The organism is Myroides sp. DF42-4-2, assembly GCF_030326445.1.
Taxonomy (GTDB): domain Bacteria; phylum Bacteroidota; class Bacteroidia; order Flavobacteriales; family Flavobacteriaceae; genus Flavobacterium.
The window spans coordinates 1-19,766 of the sequence record NZ_JACAKI010000013.1; the positions used below are offsets into that span (position 1 = coordinate 1).

The 19,766-nt window shown below is 38.2% G+C and carries 20 protein-coding genes; 13 read left to right on the plus strand and 7 right to left on the minus strand.

Annotated features, from left to right (window positions below):
- Positions 1–278 precede the first annotated feature (278 nt).
- From HX062_RS10465 to HX062_RS10475, 3 genes are read left to right on the plus strand one after another with little or no spacing between them, the layout of a single operon-like run.
- Positions 279–1,031, plus strand: coding sequence for a nucleotidyltransferase domain-containing protein (locus HX062_RS10465; RefSeq protein WP_286467358.1), 753 nt, complete (start codon positions 279–281; stop codon positions 1,029–1,031).
- Entirely contained in the window at positions 1,028–2,089 is a 1,062-nt protein-coding gene (locus HX062_RS10470) for a nucleotidyltransferase domain-containing protein (RefSeq protein WP_286467359.1), read from the plus strand. The genes HX062_RS10465 and HX062_RS10470 overlap by 4 nt, the downstream gene beginning before the upstream one ends.
- Positions 2,090–2,147: 58 nt before the next feature.
- On the plus strand, positions 2,148–3,581 hold the full coding sequence (locus tag HX062_RS10475) for an RtcB family protein (protein WP_286467360.1): 1,434 nt from the start codon (positions 2,148–2,150) through the stop codon (positions 3,579–3,581).
- Positions 3,582–3,626: 45 nt separating this feature from the next.
- On the opposite strand, the gene HX062_RS10480 is transcribed toward HX062_RS10475, so the two are convergent.
- Together HX062_RS10480 and HX062_RS10485 are read right to left on the minus strand one after the other, a co-directional pair.
- Complete coding sequence (locus tag HX062_RS10480) at positions 3,627–4,274, minus strand: DUF4272 domain-containing protein (RefSeq protein WP_182625676.1); 648 nt, start codon at positions 4,272–4,274, stop codon at positions 3,627–3,629.
- 425 nt (positions 4,275–4,699) lie between these two features.
- A complete protein-coding gene (locus HX062_RS10485) occupies positions 4,700–5,416 on the minus strand; it encodes a DUF1963 domain-containing protein (protein WP_286467361.1) in 717 nt (238 codons plus the stop codon).
- Positions 5,417–5,465: 49 nt separating this feature from the next.
- Between HX062_RS10485 and HX062_RS10490 the strand changes: the two genes are divergently transcribed.
- Positions 5,466–5,921: a hypothetical protein gene (locus HX062_RS10490; RefSeq protein ID WP_286467363.1), complete on the plus strand. Its 456-nt coding sequence runs from the start codon at positions 5,466–5,468 to the stop codon at positions 5,919–5,921.
- Here the strand turns inward: HX062_RS10490 and HX062_RS10495 are convergent, their stop codons facing one another.
- Positions 5,922–6,584, minus strand: coding sequence for a DUF6266 family protein (locus HX062_RS10495; RefSeq protein ID WP_286467364.1), 663 nt, complete (start codon positions 6,582–6,584; stop codon positions 5,922–5,924).
- Between the two features lie 455 nt (positions 6,585–7,039).
- Between HX062_RS10495 and HX062_RS10500 the strand changes: the two genes are divergently transcribed.
- On the plus strand, positions 7,040–7,579 hold the full coding sequence (locus tag HX062_RS10500) for a hypothetical protein (protein WP_286467365.1): 540 nt from the start codon (positions 7,040–7,042) through the stop codon (positions 7,577–7,579).
- Between the two features lie 163 nt (positions 7,580–7,742).
- Here HX062_RS10500 and HX062_RS10505 read toward each other — a convergent pair whose 3' ends face one another.
- From HX062_RS10505 to HX062_RS10520, 4 genes are all read right to left on the minus strand, one after another.
- On the minus strand, positions 7,743–7,883 hold the full coding sequence (locus HX062_RS10505) for a hypothetical protein (RefSeq protein ID WP_286467427.1): 141 nt from the start codon (positions 7,881–7,883) through the stop codon (positions 7,743–7,745).
- A gap of 138 nt (positions 7,884–8,021) precedes the next feature.
- The gene (locus HX062_RS10510) at positions 8,022–8,546 is read right to left on the minus strand and encodes a GFO_1090 family protein (RefSeq protein WP_182625682.1); all 525 of its coding nucleotides are present in this window, start codon (positions 8,544–8,546) and stop codon (positions 8,022–8,024) included.
- A 6-nt stretch (positions 8,547–8,552) separates the two neighbouring features.
- Positions 8,553–8,771, minus strand: a complete 219-nt coding sequence (locus HX062_RS10515; protein WP_286467366.1) for a hypothetical protein — start codon at positions 8,769–8,771, stop codon at positions 8,553–8,555.
- A 155-nt stretch (positions 8,772–8,926) separates the two neighbouring features.
- Positions 8,927–9,955 carry a YncE family protein gene (locus HX062_RS10520; protein WP_286467368.1) on the minus strand — a complete coding sequence of 343 codons (1,029 nt, stop codon included), beginning with the start codon at positions 9,953–9,955 and terminating at the stop codon, positions 8,927–8,929.
- Between the two features lie 776 nt (positions 9,956–10,731).
- On the opposite strand from HX062_RS10520, the gene HX062_RS10525 reads away from it, so the two are divergent.
- The 8 genes from HX062_RS10525 (at position 10,732) to dnaB (ending at position 19,764) form a co-directional block, all read left to right on the plus strand.
- Positions 10,732–11,517 (plus strand): lipopolysaccharide kinase InaA family protein, encoded by a 786-nt coding sequence (locus tag HX062_RS10525; RefSeq protein ID WP_286467369.1) that lies wholly within the window; start codon positions 10,732–10,734, stop codon positions 11,515–11,517.
- 187 nt (positions 11,518–11,704) lie between these two features.
- Positions 11,705–12,844, plus strand: a complete 1,140-nt coding sequence (locus HX062_RS10530; protein WP_286467371.1) for an ABC transporter substrate-binding protein — start codon at positions 11,705–11,707, stop codon at positions 12,842–12,844.
- Positions 12,845–12,846: 2 nt separating this feature from the next.
- Positions 12,847–13,857 carry a FecCD family ABC transporter permease gene (locus tag HX062_RS10535; RefSeq protein WP_286467372.1) on the plus strand — a complete coding sequence of 337 codons (1,011 nt, stop codon included), beginning with the start codon at positions 12,847–12,849 and terminating at the stop codon, positions 13,855–13,857.
- 74 nt (positions 13,858–13,931) lie between these two features.
- Entirely contained in the window at positions 13,932–15,062 is a 1,131-nt protein-coding gene (gene tgt, locus HX062_RS10540; RefSeq protein ID WP_182625688.1) for a tRNA guanosine(34) transglycosylase Tgt, read from the plus strand.
- Positions 15,063–15,099: 37 nt separating this feature from the next.
- Positions 15,100–16,173, plus strand: a complete 1,074-nt coding sequence (locus HX062_RS10545; RefSeq protein WP_286467373.1) for an LptF/LptG family permease — start codon at positions 15,100–15,102, stop codon at positions 16,171–16,173.
- Positions 16,160–17,053, plus strand: a complete 894-nt coding sequence (locus HX062_RS10550) for a DMT family transporter (protein ID WP_182625690.1) — start codon at positions 16,160–16,162, stop codon at positions 17,051–17,053. Before HX062_RS10545 ends, HX062_RS10550 begins: the two co-directional genes overlap by 14 nt.
- A 63-nt stretch (positions 17,054–17,116) precedes the next feature.
- Positions 17,117–18,070, plus strand: a complete 954-nt coding sequence (locus HX062_RS10555) for an acetyl-CoA carboxylase carboxyltransferase subunit alpha (protein WP_182625691.1) — start codon at positions 17,117–17,119, stop codon at positions 18,068–18,070.
- A 152-nt stretch (positions 18,071–18,222) separates the two neighbouring features.
- Positions 18,223–19,764: a replicative DNA helicase gene (dnaB, locus tag HX062_RS10560; RefSeq protein WP_182625692.1), complete on the plus strand. Its 1,542-nt coding sequence runs from the start codon at positions 18,223–18,225 to the stop codon at positions 19,762–19,764.
- The last annotated feature ends 2 nt before the right edge of the window (positions 19,765–19,766 follow it).

The window sequence follows — 19,766 nt, forward strand, 5'->3', positions numbered from 1 at the left end:
TTTCCAAACCATTTATTACTATATTTAATAATGAAGTTAATGTTTAAAAACGGTCAACCATATTTAGGGATGTACATAGTGAGTGGTAAGTAGTGAGTGGTAAGTAGTGAGTGGTGAATGGTGAATAGTGTGTAGTAAGAAGTGAGTAGTAAACAGTTTACGGTTTGCAAATCGCGCAAAGCACAAAGAGCAAAGCACAAAGAGCAAAGCACAAAGAGCAAAGCACAAAGAGCGAAGAGCCACTTACCACTCACCAATTAAAAAATGAAAAATGAAAAATGAAAAATATAATACAACAAAAGATAAAAGAGATCGAATCCTCCCATGGTATAGAAGTACTATATGCCTGCGAGTCGGGAAGTAGAGCTTGGGGATTTGCCTCTGTAGACAGCGATTATGATGTGCGTTTAATCTACAAAAGAAAACAAGCAGATTATGTAAGTGTTTTGGAACCGTCAGATTTTTTACAGTTACCTATGGATGGGTTATGGGATTTTAATGCCTGGGATCTCAAAAAGGTATTGGGACTGTTGATACGATCAAATACGACGGTTTTCGAATGGATTCAATCGCCTATAGTATACAGAGAAACTAGTTTATTTAAAGAAGAACTGTGGCAATTGTGTCATAATTACTATTGCCAACAAACCCATACGTATCATTATTTGGGATTGGCAAAAAAGAAAATTTTAGAGAATCAAGAAGAACAAATTAAGTACAAATCCTTATTTTACATTTTACGCGCGTTGCTTTCTGCTCAATGGAATGTTCAGTTCAATTGTATTGCTCCCATGGAGTTTGCTCCGCTCTTAGTATTAGTTCAGGATGAAGCCTTGAAAGAGGATATCCTACAGTTGATGAAGGAGAAAGAAAGTTTGACAGAAAAAGAGATGTATTTTTGGAGCGCTAATTTAAAAGCCTATATAATGGCATTGTATGACTCCTTATCAAAAGCAACCGTTCATAAAAGTAAAAACGATTTTGATCAGGAACAGATCAACTTTTTCTTTAGAAAGGAGGTAATGAAATGACGATAGAAGAAATGAAAGCCAAAGGGCTTGTGCTCTTTGAGTGTATCAGTGGAAGTAGAGCCTACGGATTGGCAACCAAAGATTCGGATACCGATATACGTGGGGTTTTTTATCTGCCCAAGGAACTTTTTTATGGACTGACTTATATCCCTCAAATTAGCAATGAAACCAATGATGTTGTGTATTATGAGTTGGGGCGTTTTATAGAATTGTTGAGCAAGAACAATCCGAATATTTTAGAACTCTTAGCCACACCTGAGGCGTATGTGTTGTACAAACACCCTATACTAGAAAAGGTTCGTTTAGCTGATTTTTTATCTAAATTAACCAAAGATACTTTTGCCGGTTATGCCTTGAGTCAGATGAAAAAAGCCAAAGGATTAAATAAAAAAGTATTTCAACCTATGGATAGGGAACGCAAAGATCTTTTAGATTTTTGCTATGTTCTAGAGGAGAAAAAAACTGTAGCGCTAAAAAACTGGTTAGAACGCAGGAGTAAACAGCAAGCCCAATGTGGTTTGGCAAAGGTCGATCACATGAAAGGATTATACGCTTTGTATTACGATGAGGATAGAAACAAAGGCTATAAGGGAATTGTTTACTCGGATATGTCTAATCAAGTGTGTTTGAGCAGTATTCCCAAAAATGATCCTATAGAAGCCTACTTCCTGTGTAAAATGGATGAGTATTCCAGTTATTGCAAGCAGTATAAAGAATATTGGGATTGGATAGAGAAGCGAAATGAAACGCGCTATCAAACGACAGTCCAACACGGCGGAGGATACGACAGTAAGAATATGATGCATACCATGCGATTACTGCTGATTGCTCGAGATATAGGCAAACAGGGAACGCTAGAAGTTTTTACCCCTTACCGAGCAGAATTGCTCCAAATAAAGGCTGGACACTTTACGTATGAAGAGCTACTCGAACGGGTAGCGGCCCTACATGAAGAAATAGAGCAACTGTACGAAACTTCTTCTTTAATGGAAAAACCAGTGCTAAAGAAGACGGAGGAATTGTTGGTCGAAATGAGAAACGAGTTGTATAGCAGTTAACAGTTGAGGGGCAGTAACCCGCGCAAAGAACAAAGCGCAAAGAACAAAGAAAAAAAACATGAAAGAAAATAAACAAATAAACGGAAATGATTTACTAGCCTTAGGATATCCTGAAACCAAGTTGTTGGGGATTGCCTTAAAGGCAAATAAAAAGCGAACTGGGCTAACACGTGTTGAAATGTTAGCTCACTATAAAATGGTTTTAGCTAATGCGGAGGATTATATCAACCATAAAGTATTTGGAAAATTAGCCACGGCAATTATTGAAGGAGTAGGACAGCCAGAAGAGGAGGAGGAAACAATCCCTTTAAAAGAAACCCCTGTAGCCTATAGTATTTATGGCGCTGATCAGATTGAAGAAGGAGCGATGAAGCAGATGGAAGTTGCCGTGAAATTACCCGTGGCTGTTGCAGGGGCTTTAATGCCCGATGCACATCAAGGATACGGATTGCCAATTGGAGGAGTATTAGCCACAGAAAATGCTGTGATTCCCTATGGTGTTGGTGTGGATATTGGCTGTCGAATGGCGTTGTCCATTTTTGATATTAAGGGAATTGAATTTTATGGAATGGAAGCCGTATTGAAGGAACAATTGGTGAAGCATACGAAGTTTGGTGCGGGCCATGGATTCTTAGGGCAGTATAAAGCCCAACATGCTATCTTGGATAGAGGGGAATTTAACTTGAATCCCTTTATCAAGAATCTACAAGATAAAGCCTGGGCACAATTGGGATCTTCGGGTGGAGGAAACCACTTTGTAGAATGGGGGATTGTGGAGTTTGCTCAACGCGATGAGGTGTTGAATATTGACCAAGGAACGTATTTGGCGTTATTGACCCATTCAGGTTCTCGCGGAATGGGGGCGATGATTGCGGGTCGATACACTCAGATTGCCAAAGATTTGTGTAAGTTGCCTCAGGAAGCGAAGAATTTAGCGTATTTGGATCTGAATTCAGAAGCGGGTCAAGAATATTGGACGTTAATGAACTTAGCAGGAGATTATGCTTCGGCTTGTCACGAGGTGATTCACGATAAATTGACGAAGGCGATTGGGGCTGAGGTCTTAGCAAAAATTGAAAACCACCATAACTTCGCTTGGAAGGAAATGTATCAAGGAAAAGAGGTAATTGTTCACCGAAAAGGAGCGACTCCGGCAAGTAAAGGCGTGATGGGAATTATCCCAGGGTCCATGACGGCACCGGGGTTTTTAGTCCGCGGAAAAGGAGAAGAAGAAGCCTTTAACTCTGCTTCCCATGGAGCAGGACGACAAATGAGTCGAACACAAGCCATAAAAACGCTAAAAGCTAAGGATATCCAGGCCGTTTTAGAGGATCATGGAGTTGACCTAATCGGAGCAGGTAAAGATGAAGCACCGATGGCGTATAAAGATATTCATCAAGTGATGGCCGCCCAGGGCGATTTAGTAGATGTGGTAGCGATGTTTACCCCTAAAATTGTCCGAATGGCTGATGACGGAAGTAGAGAAGATTAAACAAAAGAAAACCTCTTGTGCATCACAAGAGGTTTTTTATTTTTACTAGGTTCCCATTTCGATTGCATCCCAATCCGATTCTGCATTGAGCAGCCATTCTAATGCACGACGGCGTTCGTATACAATGCCTTCATTGACTTTGGCTTCTTTACCCGCTAGGCGTTCGTCTACACAATACCAATGTAGGCGATAGTAGAAATCGAGCATGCTGTACAGCTCTTCGACTGAGTGCATGGTTGTGATCTGATCTAAGCGATTGTTATCTTCTCCTTCTTCTAGATTAGGTAACATCGCAGCCATCGATTCGTCATTCCATTCTGTTTCGTCTAAATCCGGAATCATTTTAGCCGCCCACATCAGTGCCCATAATCCTTCCAAATACCAACGCAGCGTATTGATTTCATATTGATCTAAATCCTCTTGTGTTTTCGATAGGATTTCTTTTTCCCAAGCCGATAAGTGTTTGGTTAAATTTTGTTTTTCAATCCATTGCTGGATAATGTGTACCGGAGCTTCGAAAGAAATGTTAATCAAAGCATTCATCACAGACATACGCCCAATTAACTCTTCTTGTGTTCGCAATTGTGGCTGTTCCAAAATAGGAAGCCAATCGATGTAGCGATAGTTCTTTTCAGCAATACGAGTAATATTGTGCGTTTTGATAGCAATGCGTTGTTCTTCTGTAAGTTTCATAGTTTTTTTTGTAAAGATAGCGGAAATAGCCCTGCTTTCACATCCCTAGATTTGACTAAATGCGTTGAGAACCTTTTGGAATCTTGCAGGGTGCAAATCGTGTCCCATATGTTCTATTAACAATAGTTTGGAATGAAAGATAGCAGCATGCAAATCTAAACGGGGTATGCCTACTCTATCAACTTATTACTCAAGATTGGATTGATTTTCTGACGGATTAAATCATTGAGACAGAAATTCACTTTTATTTGATATATGTTTGATTAATCAAATACTTTACACCTATAGTTGCGAGAGATATAAATATAAAATGCCAAGGATAGTTTGCTTCCTTGGCATTTTTTTAGTTGTTCCGTGTAGAGCAGTAAGAGCGGAGCTACCCAAAGCTTTTTCTGCGCTTATGAGATAAAACAAGAAAGTATAACCTAAGACTGTGCCCAATAAAAGGAACAACGATCAAAATGGCGATTCTTTAAATCGTCTTTGTCTATTAATATAGAGAAAACCCCTTCATCATTAAATTCATTTTCACCCACTTGAAAGAGAACAACTTGATTCGAAGCCACTACTTCTTCAATTTCCTCTTTTCCCAACTGGCAATGGGTGAAAAAACCAAAGATCTTGGAGCGCAAAGTACCGCCAAAATAATCCCAGTAGTATCCGTGTTCATCCGCATCGTCTTCTTCGTAATCTTCTTCAGGCAGGTAGTAGCGGTCGCTCCATTGGTCTACATCTGCATAGATACGATCGATTAAAACCCCGTAGAAAAAATTATCATCGTGTTCAGCAATGATTCGAACTAAATCTTCATTTTTTACATCTGCATAGATGACTTTGCCTTCTTCTGTCATGATATCCACAAAAAAGAGCAGTTGTCCCGTTTTGGGCAGTAATCCGTACGGATCAAGAGGTGCAAATTGAGTGAGGTCCAATTGACCAGCGAAGCGCAATCCTTCGGGATGTTCTACTCCAGGAGGTAAATCAATGACCGGACCTCCGTAGCGAGAATGTCCTAAAGGGATTTCAACTTCCGTATGGGGAACATCGCGTTCCTTCATCCAATTTTGTCGACCCAAAAATTCGGGATAGTATTGCTGTTTCGCTGCTTCAAAGCGGATAATATCGATGGTTTTATCGTACATTCGTTTATATTTAATAATAAAAATTAAAGATAATTAGTTTTACTTCAAGATGAACCGTCCCCAAACTAAAAAAACACGCTGGACTACTGCCTTTTTTCACCTTGTACTCTTTATAGGGTTGGGGTATATGCAAGCTCTCTTATCCATGACTCCCTTTAAAGATCAACCGTCGAGCAATCTTTCCTATGCTTTTTATACGGATGTGTTTTGGGCGGTGACCTTGACAAGTGTGCCCTATTTTCTGCTGCAACTCTTGCTCCATCGCGTACAACCACACAAGCTGCAATTCACCTTGCATCTGTTTTTGGTAGGTTTACTGTGGTTCTGGATCAATTGGGGGGTATTCCTCGATCGAGAAGCGGGCTGGAGCACGTATACAACGGTGGAATCACTCTGCGCTACGTTGAGGTGTAGTGCTTGGTTGGGTGTAGGCTTGGTGGCTTTTGGTTGGGGAAGTTGGAGAGTGAATCATCACCGTAGTAAAGAAAAAGTAGAGCAAAAATAGTTAACTAGTACGCTCAGGTTTTGAATCAAAGAGATGGTACTGACTCGTGCTATTTCTTTTCTCCTCGGCAGATTCCCAAATACTCCAAAGGTGAAGCCGTTCTATTCCCCAATGAGAAGGCAGTGAAAAAAGCAGTTGTCCCTCTTGTCGTGTTCCTATTTTTTGGAAGATATAAAACTCGTCTAGTTTATCGTGATACACAAGTAAGGTAACTTGATCATCCGGTTGGCTGAGGATATTACTCAATCGAGTATCCCAAGTGAATAAAAAGGTGTGTTGCTCCTGTTGTTGAAATTGCTCCTCCGTTGCTGCGGGTAAAGTACCTATAGCGAGTAAAATCCGATCGAGAACAAGGTAAGGCGTACCCGCTAATACGGTGACACATTGCTTCATGAGCAAGGAAATGAGTTGTTCCTTTCCTGATAGGCGTTTGTTATTGATTTGGAGTTCGACGGAATACAAATTCACCACATCTCGAACTTTGTTTACAAAACTAGAAACCAAACTGAACTTTTCTCGCTGTAGCTGTTGAGCAGGGGAGGCTTTTCGTTTAATAGATCTTGGATTGGTGCGCAATAAGTTTTTGCCTCTCCACTGATACCCCACCATATTGCCAATTTTACCTGATACCCCACCTAAAATACCGTCTTTTATTTCTGCCATCGTTGCTTTTTTTTATTTTCTAAGATAGTAAGATGAATGCCAAAAAACGTGTAGTATTCAAAACTGGTTTGTAATTGTAATTAGTTGTTTTTTACTTGGTTATTTTGTATTTAATCCAAAAGATAAAGGAATCAACGAACCCTTTTCGGTAGTCAAGAAGAAGATATGAAGTGTTTTTATTTGAGATAAAGGATACTTTAGGTTAGAAGCTAGTTGAAGTTTGAACAGAGGATGCTTCGAGTGTGCTTCGACCCTGCTTCGACAAAAAGGGCTTTTTTCCAGATATACTCGGAGGGGAGTCGGAGAAGTGTTGGAGGGGAGTAGAGGAGTGGTGATTGATACACCGGAAACGACAACTGGAAAGGAAGTATTATATCATTATTTAAATCGATTAAATAAAGGGGAATAATCTATTTATATAGAAGAAATTCTACCTTTGTTAGAAAACAAAGCATATGAAAAAACTATTTACTTTAGCCCTATTGGGCTTACTTACTTTAGGGTGTAAACAAGGGGAAAAACAAGATAATCCGATTAAAGAAGAGCCTACTGGAATTGCCGTTTCACAGGTATTTGAGCAAAGTGAAGCACTGAAAAAAATCAGCAGCGAATTGCTGATTCCCATGGAACTCGTAGAGCCCAATGCAAAAGAGGTAACTACCAAATACGGATTAGAATTTGGAGGAAATTGTTATGCTTGCGATGTGGCAAATATTTTAATTGACGGAGAAATGATTACGCTGATGAATGCGTGTGATCTAAATAGTCAAATCTCTTTTATCATTGAATCAGTCGAGGAACAAGGACAGCAGATTAATATCCGCACTAAATTGCACACTTTTGTATTTGAACAAGTGGATGATTATCCTGTGTATAGCCTAAAAGTGATAGGAGAAGAACTAGATGAATCTATATTTAGAGAAGGAGCCTTCTATACGTTGCGCAGCTTATTGCAAACTTTTGAAGTACACGATTGTGAAGATTTTGAAGGATAGGCTTTAGCCACTTCTAATTGATCGAAGGAATATCAGGCGGTTAATAAAGAAGGAGCCTTTGGTATAAAGCACAACAAGTCTTAGCCCTTTTTGGACCAAAAGAAGAAATTGTGATGGTCGCTCATCACAATTTTTCTGATTCGTTCTGTATCGCTATTACCCTCTATTCTGGTTGATCCTCATCATTCTTTTTAGAGCTTCCTCCCATAAACATGAAGATCGCCACAACAAGACCTACACATACTAATCCAAAGATAATGATCATAAATGTGCCATTAGCAAAATTGTACAGTGGTAAATTCATTAAGTTCATAATACGTGTTTATTTATGTTATTCTGTACTAATTTATGAAAAAAAATAATAATACAGTATGATAAATGTCAGTATATTATGACGAATAATAAAAAACGCCTCTTTTTTTTTAAAAGAGGCGCTGTTTTTTTATAGTTTATCTAAGGTATTTCCTAAGGGAAGATTCATTTTCTTTGTTAAGGAAGACAGCTCGTTTAAGCTGAAATTTCCTGTGATTAGGACTAATACTGTTTCTTTGGAAGGATCTACACTTTCGTTTAGCATGACTAGCTCAGCAATGTTCTGGTTGCTACCCGATTTATCAATGTAGATGACGATTTTTGCGTCATTGTCTTTTTTATTTATGAGCTCTTTTAGTCCATTAGCTTGTATATATTCCTGAACCGCTGTAGTCATCGCTTTTTTATCCTCTGAGGATTTGGTGTTGAACACCCGTAAACTCGTCAATTTCTTAATTAGGTCAAAGTAGCGTTTTTCTTCAACATTTGTTGCTTCTACCTTCACATTGGCCATCATCTCAAACATCTTCTTATTTACGACTACATTGTTGATGCTTTTGCTCTTTTCAAATTTCGAAAAGCTGTCTTGTCCAAAGGCTACATTTGCGGTGAAAATAACAAAGCAGAGAAAGACATATGATATTATTCGTTTCATACTATTCTAATTAGTTGTATCGCTCGTATTTAAGGCTTTAGAAACCTCCGATAAAATGGTTTTACACTCCTGGTAAGCCACTTCTGGATTGGTAAAAGTACCAAGGCTGGTTTCTGGGGCTGCTGATTTTGTAGTATTCAAGTATTGAGATTGTACAACCAATACAAGTAAACTTACAAACAGTATCCCACCAATGAAGTAGGTGAAGTTTCTTTTGTTCTTCATTATTCTTGCGAACTAAATTAATATTATTGTAAAAATATAAAATATAATGGAATAATTACCATCTATTGCTAATATAGTGTGAAAGCAGTATAATAAAAAATGCCCCAAAAAGGGTTTAACTTTTTGGGGCATGTCTATTCAGACTCTTATTTTTATTACTTATAGTTAGCGTAAAAGTTATTCGTCATAATTCCCGCTGTGAAGCTACTTACTTTTTTACCTTGTCTATAAACATTTACTTTACTAGGCTCGTTCATATCTCCTGCGTCTCCGACGTAAATGACTTTGTTAATTACATTAAACCCGTAAAAGGATGATACTTCGTTGAATGTTTCTGCTTCCAGGCTTAAAACTGGTGCTGTTTGTACGTAGGTGTCATTAGGTTTCCAATTGTATACCTCATTCTTACTCGTATAGTATAAATCGTTGTTGTCTAAACGGAGGTTTTTTGCGTTAGCATTTCTCGTTGAGAAGAATTCTAAAACCTTTTCATCTGTATGTGCATCAAATTTATGGAAGAAAGACTTGTCTTTAGTAGACGATATCGCGTAAACAAAATCACCTAATGTAGCTATTCCTTGCAATTTGTTGTCGATCGCTATTTTTTTCGTAATCGCAAATTCTGCGTTGATTACCACAATCTCACTTTTGGTTTCTGAAATATTCTTTTGTACATACAATTTAGTATTCCAGGCTAAGATTTGCCCTACTGGTGCATCCATTGGTATTTCATGAATGAATTTGTTGTTTGCATCATATACAGCAACCGATTTTCCCTCTTCGTTAGTTACGTATAGGTTATTGTTCGCAAACGCAATATAAAGTGGTTTGTTTAATCCTTCTTTTATCGCACCTAGGTGTTTAAACGTATAGCGATCAAAGATTTCGATCGTATTTGAACCTTTTAAAACTACATAGGCTTTATTGTCTTTAAAAGCAATACTATGCGCTAGATCTCCTAATACTTTTTCTGGCGTTTTTGCAATGTTTTCAAAGTACTTGTCGTAAGTAAAAGATGAAAATCCTATAGACGCATCATTTAATTGAAAACCTCCCTCGTTTAATATAATTAATCCGTTCTCAAGATTCGGACCTGGTTCTACCTCTACAAAAGGATCATCCGATGTACTACAAGATGTTGAAAGGATTGATAATGATAGTGCTAGAAATAAAAGTTTTTTCATATTTAGTTGCATAGTATTAGTATTACACGAAAGTGAAAGTTTAATAAAATGTTAATTTTTATCTTTCTCAAAATTAGTTTTTATTCTGAAATAAACAAGAACTAAACTATAAAATTTATGGGCAACCCCCTGAATTAACGCTGAAATACGAATAGTAAACCGCATTGTGGAATTAAAATCAAGGATCCCATGGTGTTTTTAACACGATTTTCTCTGGTTTTGCTCCTCATTTGATGCTTTATACTAACGAATAAATTCCTCCTATCGTATGTATAATGGTAAAAAAGGAGGAAATAGTTTCGATTGAAAAGGGGATATTGTAGTCCTAGACCTTTGTTAAAATGCAAAATGTGAAAGAGAAAAATTAGTTTGTAATTTTTAATATCACTTTTTACTTCGGAATGTTCAGAACTAAAGCTGTGTTTTTTGTATGGATTTTACCCTTTTGTCGCGAAAAATGATTGATAAGGTGACAAAGAAGACTAAATTGGTAAAAATGATAAAAACTAAAAAGAGCATACTGCAAGCTCGCTAAGACTAGAAAAGATGTAACTAAAGTTCAAAGAAGGTTTCTTTTTCAACTTATTGGTTGTTTTTACTAGGGAAAATCACAAGAATGTTCTTAATTCGATTGGACTCAATGAAAAGGAAATTATTCGTTTTTTGATTTTTTTAAACAAATCAAGTTGTTGTAAATGAGCTGTTTGTGTTTTTTGTGCTGAAAAATGGGTTTCCTGTGAAAGCAGTAACTTGGCAGTAACTAAAATAACAATAGTATGACTCAACTAAGGGTAAAAAAAGAAATACATCCCTTATATCAAAAGCAACAAGAAGAATTAACAAAACTTATCGAAAACTATGATGCATTAACTACTTATCTTTTTAAAGGCAATCGGAACACCATTAAACTGGCCACCTTATCAACAGGACAATGCGTAGCGATTAAAGCCTTTAAAATACCAAATGAATTTAACAAACGCGTGTATAAATTTTTTAGAAAACCAAAAGGGTTGCGATCATTTGAACATGCTGAAAAGTTAAAAGAACTTGGCGTAGCTAATCCACAAGCTGTCGCATACTTTGAATACAGTACAGCCACAACGATTCGAAATACCTATTATATTTCTGAATTTGTGGATGCTGAACTGACGTACCGCGATCTACTTACGAAAAAGAATTACCCTGATCGAGAGGTGATTTTAGAAGATTTTGTTCGATTTTCTTATGGATTGCATGAAAAGGGAATTATGTTTTTGGACCATTCCCCCGGAAACACCTTGATCCAAAAACAAGAGGATGGGACCTATAAATTTTATTTGGTCGATTTGAATCGAATGAAATTCAATCAAACGATGTCTTTTTCGCATCGAATGAAAAATTTAGCTCATTTAACCACCAATATCCATGATATTGAAAAAATGGCAGAGCATTACGCTCGACTAATCGGAAAAAATTCCAAAGAAGTGTTTATCCGTTTATGGCTTGAAACAATTAAGTTTCAATTTAGATTTTACAAAAAGAAAGACATTAAGTTTAAAATTAGACGGTTTTATTTTAATTAATTTTTATTTCAACTGAGGGCTTTCAAGAAGACTCAGAATATAAAACCCCAGTCCAAACTGCTGGGGTTTTTTCATGCCATATGCTAAAGGGGCACCCGTTCTAATAAAACGCAACCTTTTTTTAAGATAGGTCAGCTCACTTCAATCGAATAAATAAGTTTATTTTTGTAGACAAACAGTCGAATACATGAAGAAATTGGTTTTTTACTTGATGGGATGTACCTTGTTTGTATTTTGTGGCAGTTGCAAGCAACAACTAAAAGAAGAGGAGATACAACAGACAGAGCAATCGAATATTGACTATGCAAAAGGCTTTAACTTTACCAGCTATGACGATGTCTACGTGGTGAATATCACCCAACCTTGGGCTAATGCCAATACGCGTTTTACCTATGTTTTGAAAAGAGCAACCGCTCAGGTTCCTGATTCGCTTCAAAAGTATCCACAGATACAAATTCCAATACAATCTCTTGTAGCCACTTCTACGACGCATATTCCTGCTTTGGATGTACTTAATCAAGTACCTTCTTTGGTTGGTTTTGCAGGCTTAGATTACGTTTCAACCCCTGCTGTTAGACAGCAAATTGACTTGGGGAAGGTTAGAGAAGTAGGGCAAAATGATGCGCTAAATGTTGAGGTTATTTTAGATGTACAACCCGATGTTTTGATGGCTTTCGCCATGAATAAAGAAGATAAAAGTCTGCAAACACTTGCCAATGCGGGTATTCCCATTTTGTACAATGGCGATTGGACCGAACAAAACCCCTTGGGCAAAGCGGAGTGGATTAAACTTTTCGGACTATTATATGACAAGGAAAAAGAAGCCTCTGCCTTTTTTGATCAGATTGTCATAGATTATACCGCTGCCCTTCAATTGGTGAAAGCGGTAACGAAGCAACCCACTGTGATGAGTGGAGTCATGTACGCAGATGTTTGGTATTTACCAGAAGGGAAAAGCTGGGCTGCTGTTTACTTTAGCGATGCACAAACCGATTATTTATGGAAGGATACTCAAGGAGTAGGGAGTTTAGCGTTGTCTTTCGAGCAAGTGCTAGAAAAAGCCCAACATGCAACGTATTGGATTAACCCAGGGCATTATGAATCCCTAGCTGAATTAGCTCAAGCAAATCCTCATTACAAAGAGTTTGAGGCTTTCAAAAACAAAAATGTCTATTCTTTCGCTCCGACAAAGGGGCCAACAGGGGGATCTTTATTTTATGAAATAGGCGGAATGCGACCTGATTGGGTTTTAAAAGATCTCATCCATCTGGTCCACCCTGAGGTATTACCCGAATATGAACCACACTTTTATAAACAATTGAAATAAGCATGAAACAAAAACTGGGCTGGGGGCTTGGAATTTTGTTGCTCCTATTTTTGTTTGCATTAAATCTCTCCTGGGGAAGTGTAAAGATTCCTCTAGCCTCGGTATGGGATATTCTCACAGGACATGAGGGAGTAAAATCCTCTTGGGAATATATTGTTTTACACTATCGTTTGCCAAAAGCTTTGGTCGCTATGCTTGTAGGCATCGCCCTTTCTGTGAGTGGATTGTTGATGCAAACTTTGTTCCGAAATCCCATGGCCGAATCATATGTGCTAGGTGTTAGTGCAGGAGCTGGACTCGGAGTGGCTCTCGTATTAATGGGAGGTGCACTCTTACCCGCTTTTATTTCGCCTTTGTTGACTTCGAACTACACTCTACTCCTCACAGCAGTTTTGGGTAGTCTCGTGCTGTTACTCCTTATATTAGCCGTTTCAAAACAGGTGAAAAATTCCATAACAGTACTCATCGTCGGGTTGATGTTCGGCAGTTTTGCCAATGCAGTGATTGCTATATTGAGTTTTTTTAGCGAAGCAGATCAGCTCAAAAAATATGTGGTTTGGATGTCAGGAAGTTTGGGGAATCTCACCCAAGAGATGATTTTGCTCTTCGGAATGGTAGTGGGTTTGGGGGTTGGATTAGCCCTCTTGTTGATTCGACCATTAGATGCCTTGTTACTGGGAGATACTTACGCTGCTTCTTTGGGAATTCAGGTCAAGCAAACCCGTAATTTGATTATCATTACCGCAAGCTTGCTTGCAGGGGGAGCAACGGCTTTTGTAGGGCCAATTGCTTTTATAGGACTGGCAGTTCCTCATATGGCGCGTATGCTATGCAAAAAAAATACCCATCGCAGCCTATTGTTTGCGTGTATGTTACTGGGAAGTACCCTGATGTTGCTCTGCGACATACTTACCCAGGTCAATGCAAATGCCCTACTGCCTATTAACGCCATTACAGCAATTTTTGGAGCACCCATTGTACTTGTATTGGTATTCAAATACCGCATTATTTAGAAAAGAGAAAAAAAAATTAAAACTAAGGTTGATGACTAGTTTTAAATTATCTTTGCAAGCTGTAAATAGATAATATGAAGTTCGAATTATTACATACTGATGTACAGTCACGTGCGCGTGCTGGAAAAATTACTACGGATCACGGCGTAATTGAAACACCTATCTTTATGCCTGTTGGAACAGTTGCAACGGTAAAAGGTGTACACCAAAGTGAGTTGAAAGAGGAAATTAATCCCGATATTATTTTGGGAAATACCTATCATTTATACTTACGACCAAAAGTAGAAATTTTAAAGCAAGCAGGTGGTTTGCATAAATTTATGAATTGGGACCGCAATATTTTGACAGATAGTGGAGGGTTCCAAGTGTATTCTCTATCGGCAAATAGAAAAATTAAAGAAGAAGGAGTGAAATTCAAATCGCATATTGATGGATCTTATCACTTCTTTTCGCCAGAAAATGTAATGGAAATACAACGTGCGATTGGCGCTGATATCATCATGGCTTTTGATGAGTGTACGCCTTATCCATGTGATTACCGCTATGCGAAACGTTCCATGCACATGACACACCGTTGGTTAGACCGCTGTGTGACGCATTTTAATAATACACCTGAACTGTACGGATACTCCCAAGCGTTGTTTCCAATTGTTCAAGGAAGTACATATAAAGACTTACGTCAGCAATCTGCAGAGTATATTGCTAATGTTGGTGCCGAAGGAAACGCCATTGGTGGATTATCCGTTGGGGAACCAGCAGAAGAAATGTATGCGATGACTGATGTGGTAACTTCAATTTTACCAGAAGACAAACCTCGTTATTTGATGGGGGTAGGAACGCCAATCAATATTTTGGAAAATATTGCTCTTGGAGTAGATATGTTTGACTGTGTGATGCCAACACGTAACGCAAGAAACGGTATGTTGTTTACGGCCAACGGAATCATGAACATGAAAAATAAAAAATGGGAAAATGACTTCTCTCCAATTGATGAAATGGGGCATACTTGGGTAGATACGGCATACTCTAAAGCGTATTTACGCCACTTATTCGCCGCCAATGAATCTCTAGGGAAGCAAATTGCCTCCATTCACAACCTTGGTTTCTATATGTGGTTAGTACGTGAAGCACGTCAACAAATCTTGGCGGGAACTTTCGCCACGTGGAAAAATAAAATGGTAAAGCAACTGGGAGAAAGATTGTAATAATCAACGAACGTCTAATAGCAAAAGTAGTTTACAGATGAAAATTATAGATTGGTATATTTTAAAGCGATATTTAGCCACTTTTTTTGTGATGCTCTTGCTGTTTGTACCCATTGGTATTGTTATTGACGTCTCAGAAAAGATTAATAAAATCCTCGAAAATAAAGTGCCGTTGCAAGCAACAGTACTCTACTACTTGGACTTTACTGTTTATTTTGCCAATATGCTTTTCCCTATATTTCTGTTTATTTCCATTATTTGGTTTACCTCCAAATTGGCTAATAACACAGAAATTGTGGCTATCTTAAGTTCGGGAATCTCTTTTACTCGATTCTTGCGACCTTATTTAATTGGAGCAACTTTAATTTCCCTCCTGTCACTAGCGATGTCGATGTATATCGTTCCTCGGGCAAGTGCTGGATATAACGACTTTCGATATAAATACTTAAAGAGAGATGAAGTACGCGAGAGTCAGAATGTATTCAAACAGATCAATGCAAACGAATTTATCTTTGTGAGCAATTTTAATTATAGTACCAATACGGGATATAATTTTACTATTGGAGAGTTTGACGGAAATTCCCTTGTTTCTAAAATTGAGGCCAAACGCATCGAGTGGAATGCAGAAACTAAAATGTATACGCTTTACGACTACTTTAAACGCGAAGTTGGCGAAGCCAATGATATTTTAGAATTTGCCGACCAAAAAGAATTGCAATTGGAATTTGATATTGATGATTTGAGTCCTGTGGTATATGCTGCAGAGACGATGACATTAGGTCAATTAAAGCGATTTATTGAGAAAGAGCGCATGCGTGGTTCATCGAACATCAATGTGCACTTGGTGGTGTTGTACAAGAAGTACAGCGTGCCCGTATCAGCCTTTATTTTGACAATTATCGCCGTATCCGTATCTTCCATGAAGCGAAGAGGGGGGATGGGAATTAACTTAGCCATTGGTATCGCCCTGGCTTTCATATATGTTTTCTTTGACAAAATATTTAGTGTACTAGCGGAAGCCTCTAGTATGTCACCTTTGGTGGCTGTGTGGATTCCCAATGTTACCTTTTCAATTTTAGCTATATTTTTATTACGAAATGCTCGGAGATAATTTTAAGAGTCATCTGTTGTTACACCTCATTGTTTTTATTTGGGGGTTTACAGCTATTTTGGGTAACTTAATTACCTTGGAAGCGTTGCCATTAGTCTGGTATCGCATCGTAATTGCCGTGATTACCTTGATGTTGTTGTTTGCTTTTAAGGGTCAGTCGATCAAAGAAAGCAAGGGCAAAATCGGCATATTTTTAGCCGCTGGAGTAGTGATTGCCATGCATTGGCTTACGTTCTTCTGGGCAATTAAAGTATCAAACGTTTCCGTTACACTGGCTTGTTTGTCAACGGGTGCTTTTTTTACTTCCATCTTGGAACCCATTTTCTATAAACGCAAGGTGATCGGATACGAAGTGTTCTTCGGATTTATCGTTGTATGCGCTTTAGCACTTATTTTTAGCGTGAGTACCGAATATGTGGAAGGAATCATTTTGGCCTTAATCGCCGCTTGCTTATCCGCCATATTCTCGATTATTAACGGTAAATTAGTACACAAGTCCTCTGCCTCTGTTATTACTTTTTATGAAATGGTAGGCGGGTTACTTATCTTATCCATCTATTTGTTTTTTAGTGGTGGATTTACAGCCTCATTTTTTGAGGTAACAACTTCAGACTGGCTCTGGTTGTTGGTGTTAGGAACTTTTTGTACTGCTTTTGCCTTTATTGGATCCGTCTATGTAATGAAAGATATCACGCCGTTTACTGTGATGTTAACCGTGAATTTAGAACCAGTTTACGGTATCCTTTTGGCGATTCTCTTATTTAAAGATAGTGAGAAAATGAGTGTCGAATTTTATGTCGGCGCTTTGTTAATATTGAGTACTGTCGTGTTAAACGCGATTGTTAAAAACAGGAAAAAGATAAAAGTTGCCAAAATATAGAGGTCTATATAGAGGAAAATTTTATCTTTGTCATTAGTAATTGAAACTAAAAATTATTCATAAATGGAATATTTAGATTTTGAGCTTCCTATTAAAGAACTTGAGGAGCAGTTAAAAAAATGTACGTTAATCGGGGAAGAATCTGATGTAGATGTATCGACAACTTGCTCACAAATCGAGAAAAAATTAGAAGAGACAAAGAAAGACATATATAAAAATTTGACCCCTTGGCAACGCGTACAATTGTCAAGACATCCAAACAGACCGTATACTGTTGATTATATTAAAGCGCTTTGTGGAGATACTTTTTTAGAACTATTTGGGGATAGAAATGTAAAAGACGACAAAGCAATGATCGGTGGATTAGGGAAAATCGGAGATCAAAGTTTTATGTTTGTGGGTCAGCAAAAAGGATTCAACACAAAGACTAGACAGTATAGAAACTTCGGGATGGCCAATCCAGAAGGATACAGAAAAGCTTTGCGTTTAATGCAAATGGCTGAGAAGTTTAATATTCCAATTGTTACGTTGATCGATACGCCAGGGGCATACCCAGGATTAGAAGCGGAAGAAAGAGGACAAGGAGAAGCTATTGCACGCAACATTTACGAAATGTTCCGTATTAAAGTGCCAATCATCTGTATTATTATTGGTGAAGGGGCTTCTGGTGGAGCGTTAGGTATTGGTGTAGGTGACCGTGTAACTATGTTAGAAAATACATGGTACTCTGTAATTTCACCAGAATCGTGTTCGTCAATTTTATGGAGAAGCTGGGAGTATAAAGAACAAGCCGCTGACGCATTGAAATTGACTTCCTATGACATGAAAAAGAATAAGCTCGTAGACGATATTATTGCTGAACCACTTGGTGGTGCACACTCAGATCGCGAAGCTACATTCGAATCTGTACGCAACTACATTGTAAAAACACATAAAGAGTTAGCTAAAACTCCTCTAGACAAATTACTGAACCAACGCATGGAAAAGTATTTTGAAATGGGAGAATACAAAAGTTAATTCAACTTGTTGACCTTATAAAAAAATCCGAGCCTAGGCTCGGATTTTTTATGCTTTAATAGTTCTGTATTCAATTATAAAATCTGTATTTTTATTACATGTAAAGATTTAAATAGCAACAGTAGTTTAAAAAAAAGAAGTATTTTCGCACTATGGAAAAAGCAAAAGATATACGTACCTATCCCAGCGCTTTTTCTAAAGATGTTATCGCTTTAGAAAAAGGAAAAATACCACCTCAAGTTACTGATTTTGAGGAGGCTGTTTTAGGTGCAATGATGATTGATAAAAAGGGGATTGACGAAGTAATTGACATACTTCAGCCAGAAGCTTTTTATAAGGAAGGACACAAGTATATTTTTGAGGCTATTGATCAATTATTTGTCAGCAATCAACCCATTGACTTATTGACCGTATCGGCTCAATTGAGAAAAAATGCAAAGTTGGATATTGCTGGAGGCGATGCTTATTTAGTTAGCCTAACGCAAAAAATTAGCTCCTCAGCTCATATCGAATTTCACTCTCGTGTTATTCTTCAAAAGTTTATTCAACGCAGCTTAATTCGAATTTCGAATGAAATTATCGAAGACGCTTACGATGAAACGACGGATGTTTTTGACTTACTCGATAAAGCTGAAGCTAAGCTATACGAAGTGACGCAGGGGAACATTAAAAAGAGTTCTGAGACGGCTCAAAGTTTAGTGGCGCAGGCGAAAAAGCGAATTGAAGAGATTAGTACCAAAGAAGGATTGAGTGGATTGGCTACGGGTTTCCACAAACTAGATGAATTAACTTCTGGCTGGCAGCCCAGTGATTTAATTATTATTGCCGCTCGTCCCGGGATGGGAAAAACAGCCTTTGTACTTTCTATGGCGCGTAATATTGCCATTGCATCGGGGGCTGGTGTTGCCTTTTTCTCTTTAGAGATGTCTTCTGTTCAGTTGATTACCCGTTTGATTTCATCGGAAACCGGACTTTCATCTGAAAAACTCCGTACAGGTAAGTTGGAAAAACACGAATGGGAGCAATTAAACGTTAAGGTGAAAGACTTGGAGCGCGCACCTTTATTTATTGACGATACTCCTTCCTTGTCTATTTTCGATTTACGTGCAAAAGCAAGACGTCTTGCCTCTCAATACGGTATTAAACTAATTGTGATTGACTACTTGCAGCTAATGACCGCAGGGGGAAGCCAAAAAGGAGGAGGAAACCGCGAGCAAGAAATTTCTACGATTTCGCGAAACCTTAAAGCATTGGCAAAGGAACTAGATATTCCCGTTATTGCTTTATCACAGCTTTCGCGTGCCGTTGAGACCCGTGGTACGTCAAAACGTCCCTTGCTATCCGATTTAAGGGAGTCTGGTGCGATTGAACAAGATGCGGATATCGTATCGTTTATCTACCGTCCTGAGTACTATAAAATCGAAGAATGGGATGATGAATTCCGCTCACCAACAGCTGGTCAAGCCGAGTTTATTGTGGCTAAACACAGAAATGGTGGTCTAGATAATATTCGCTTGAAATTCTTGGGTATGTTTGGTAAGTTCGACAACTTAGATGAAGATGCTCGTATGGAAGGATTTGTTGGTAGTGATGGTGTGTTCTCTTCTGCAATTAATAACGGAGGAGGAGCAAATATGACCCAAAATTTACCACCAGCACGCGATGTGTTTAACGATGATGATGTTCCGTTCTAATG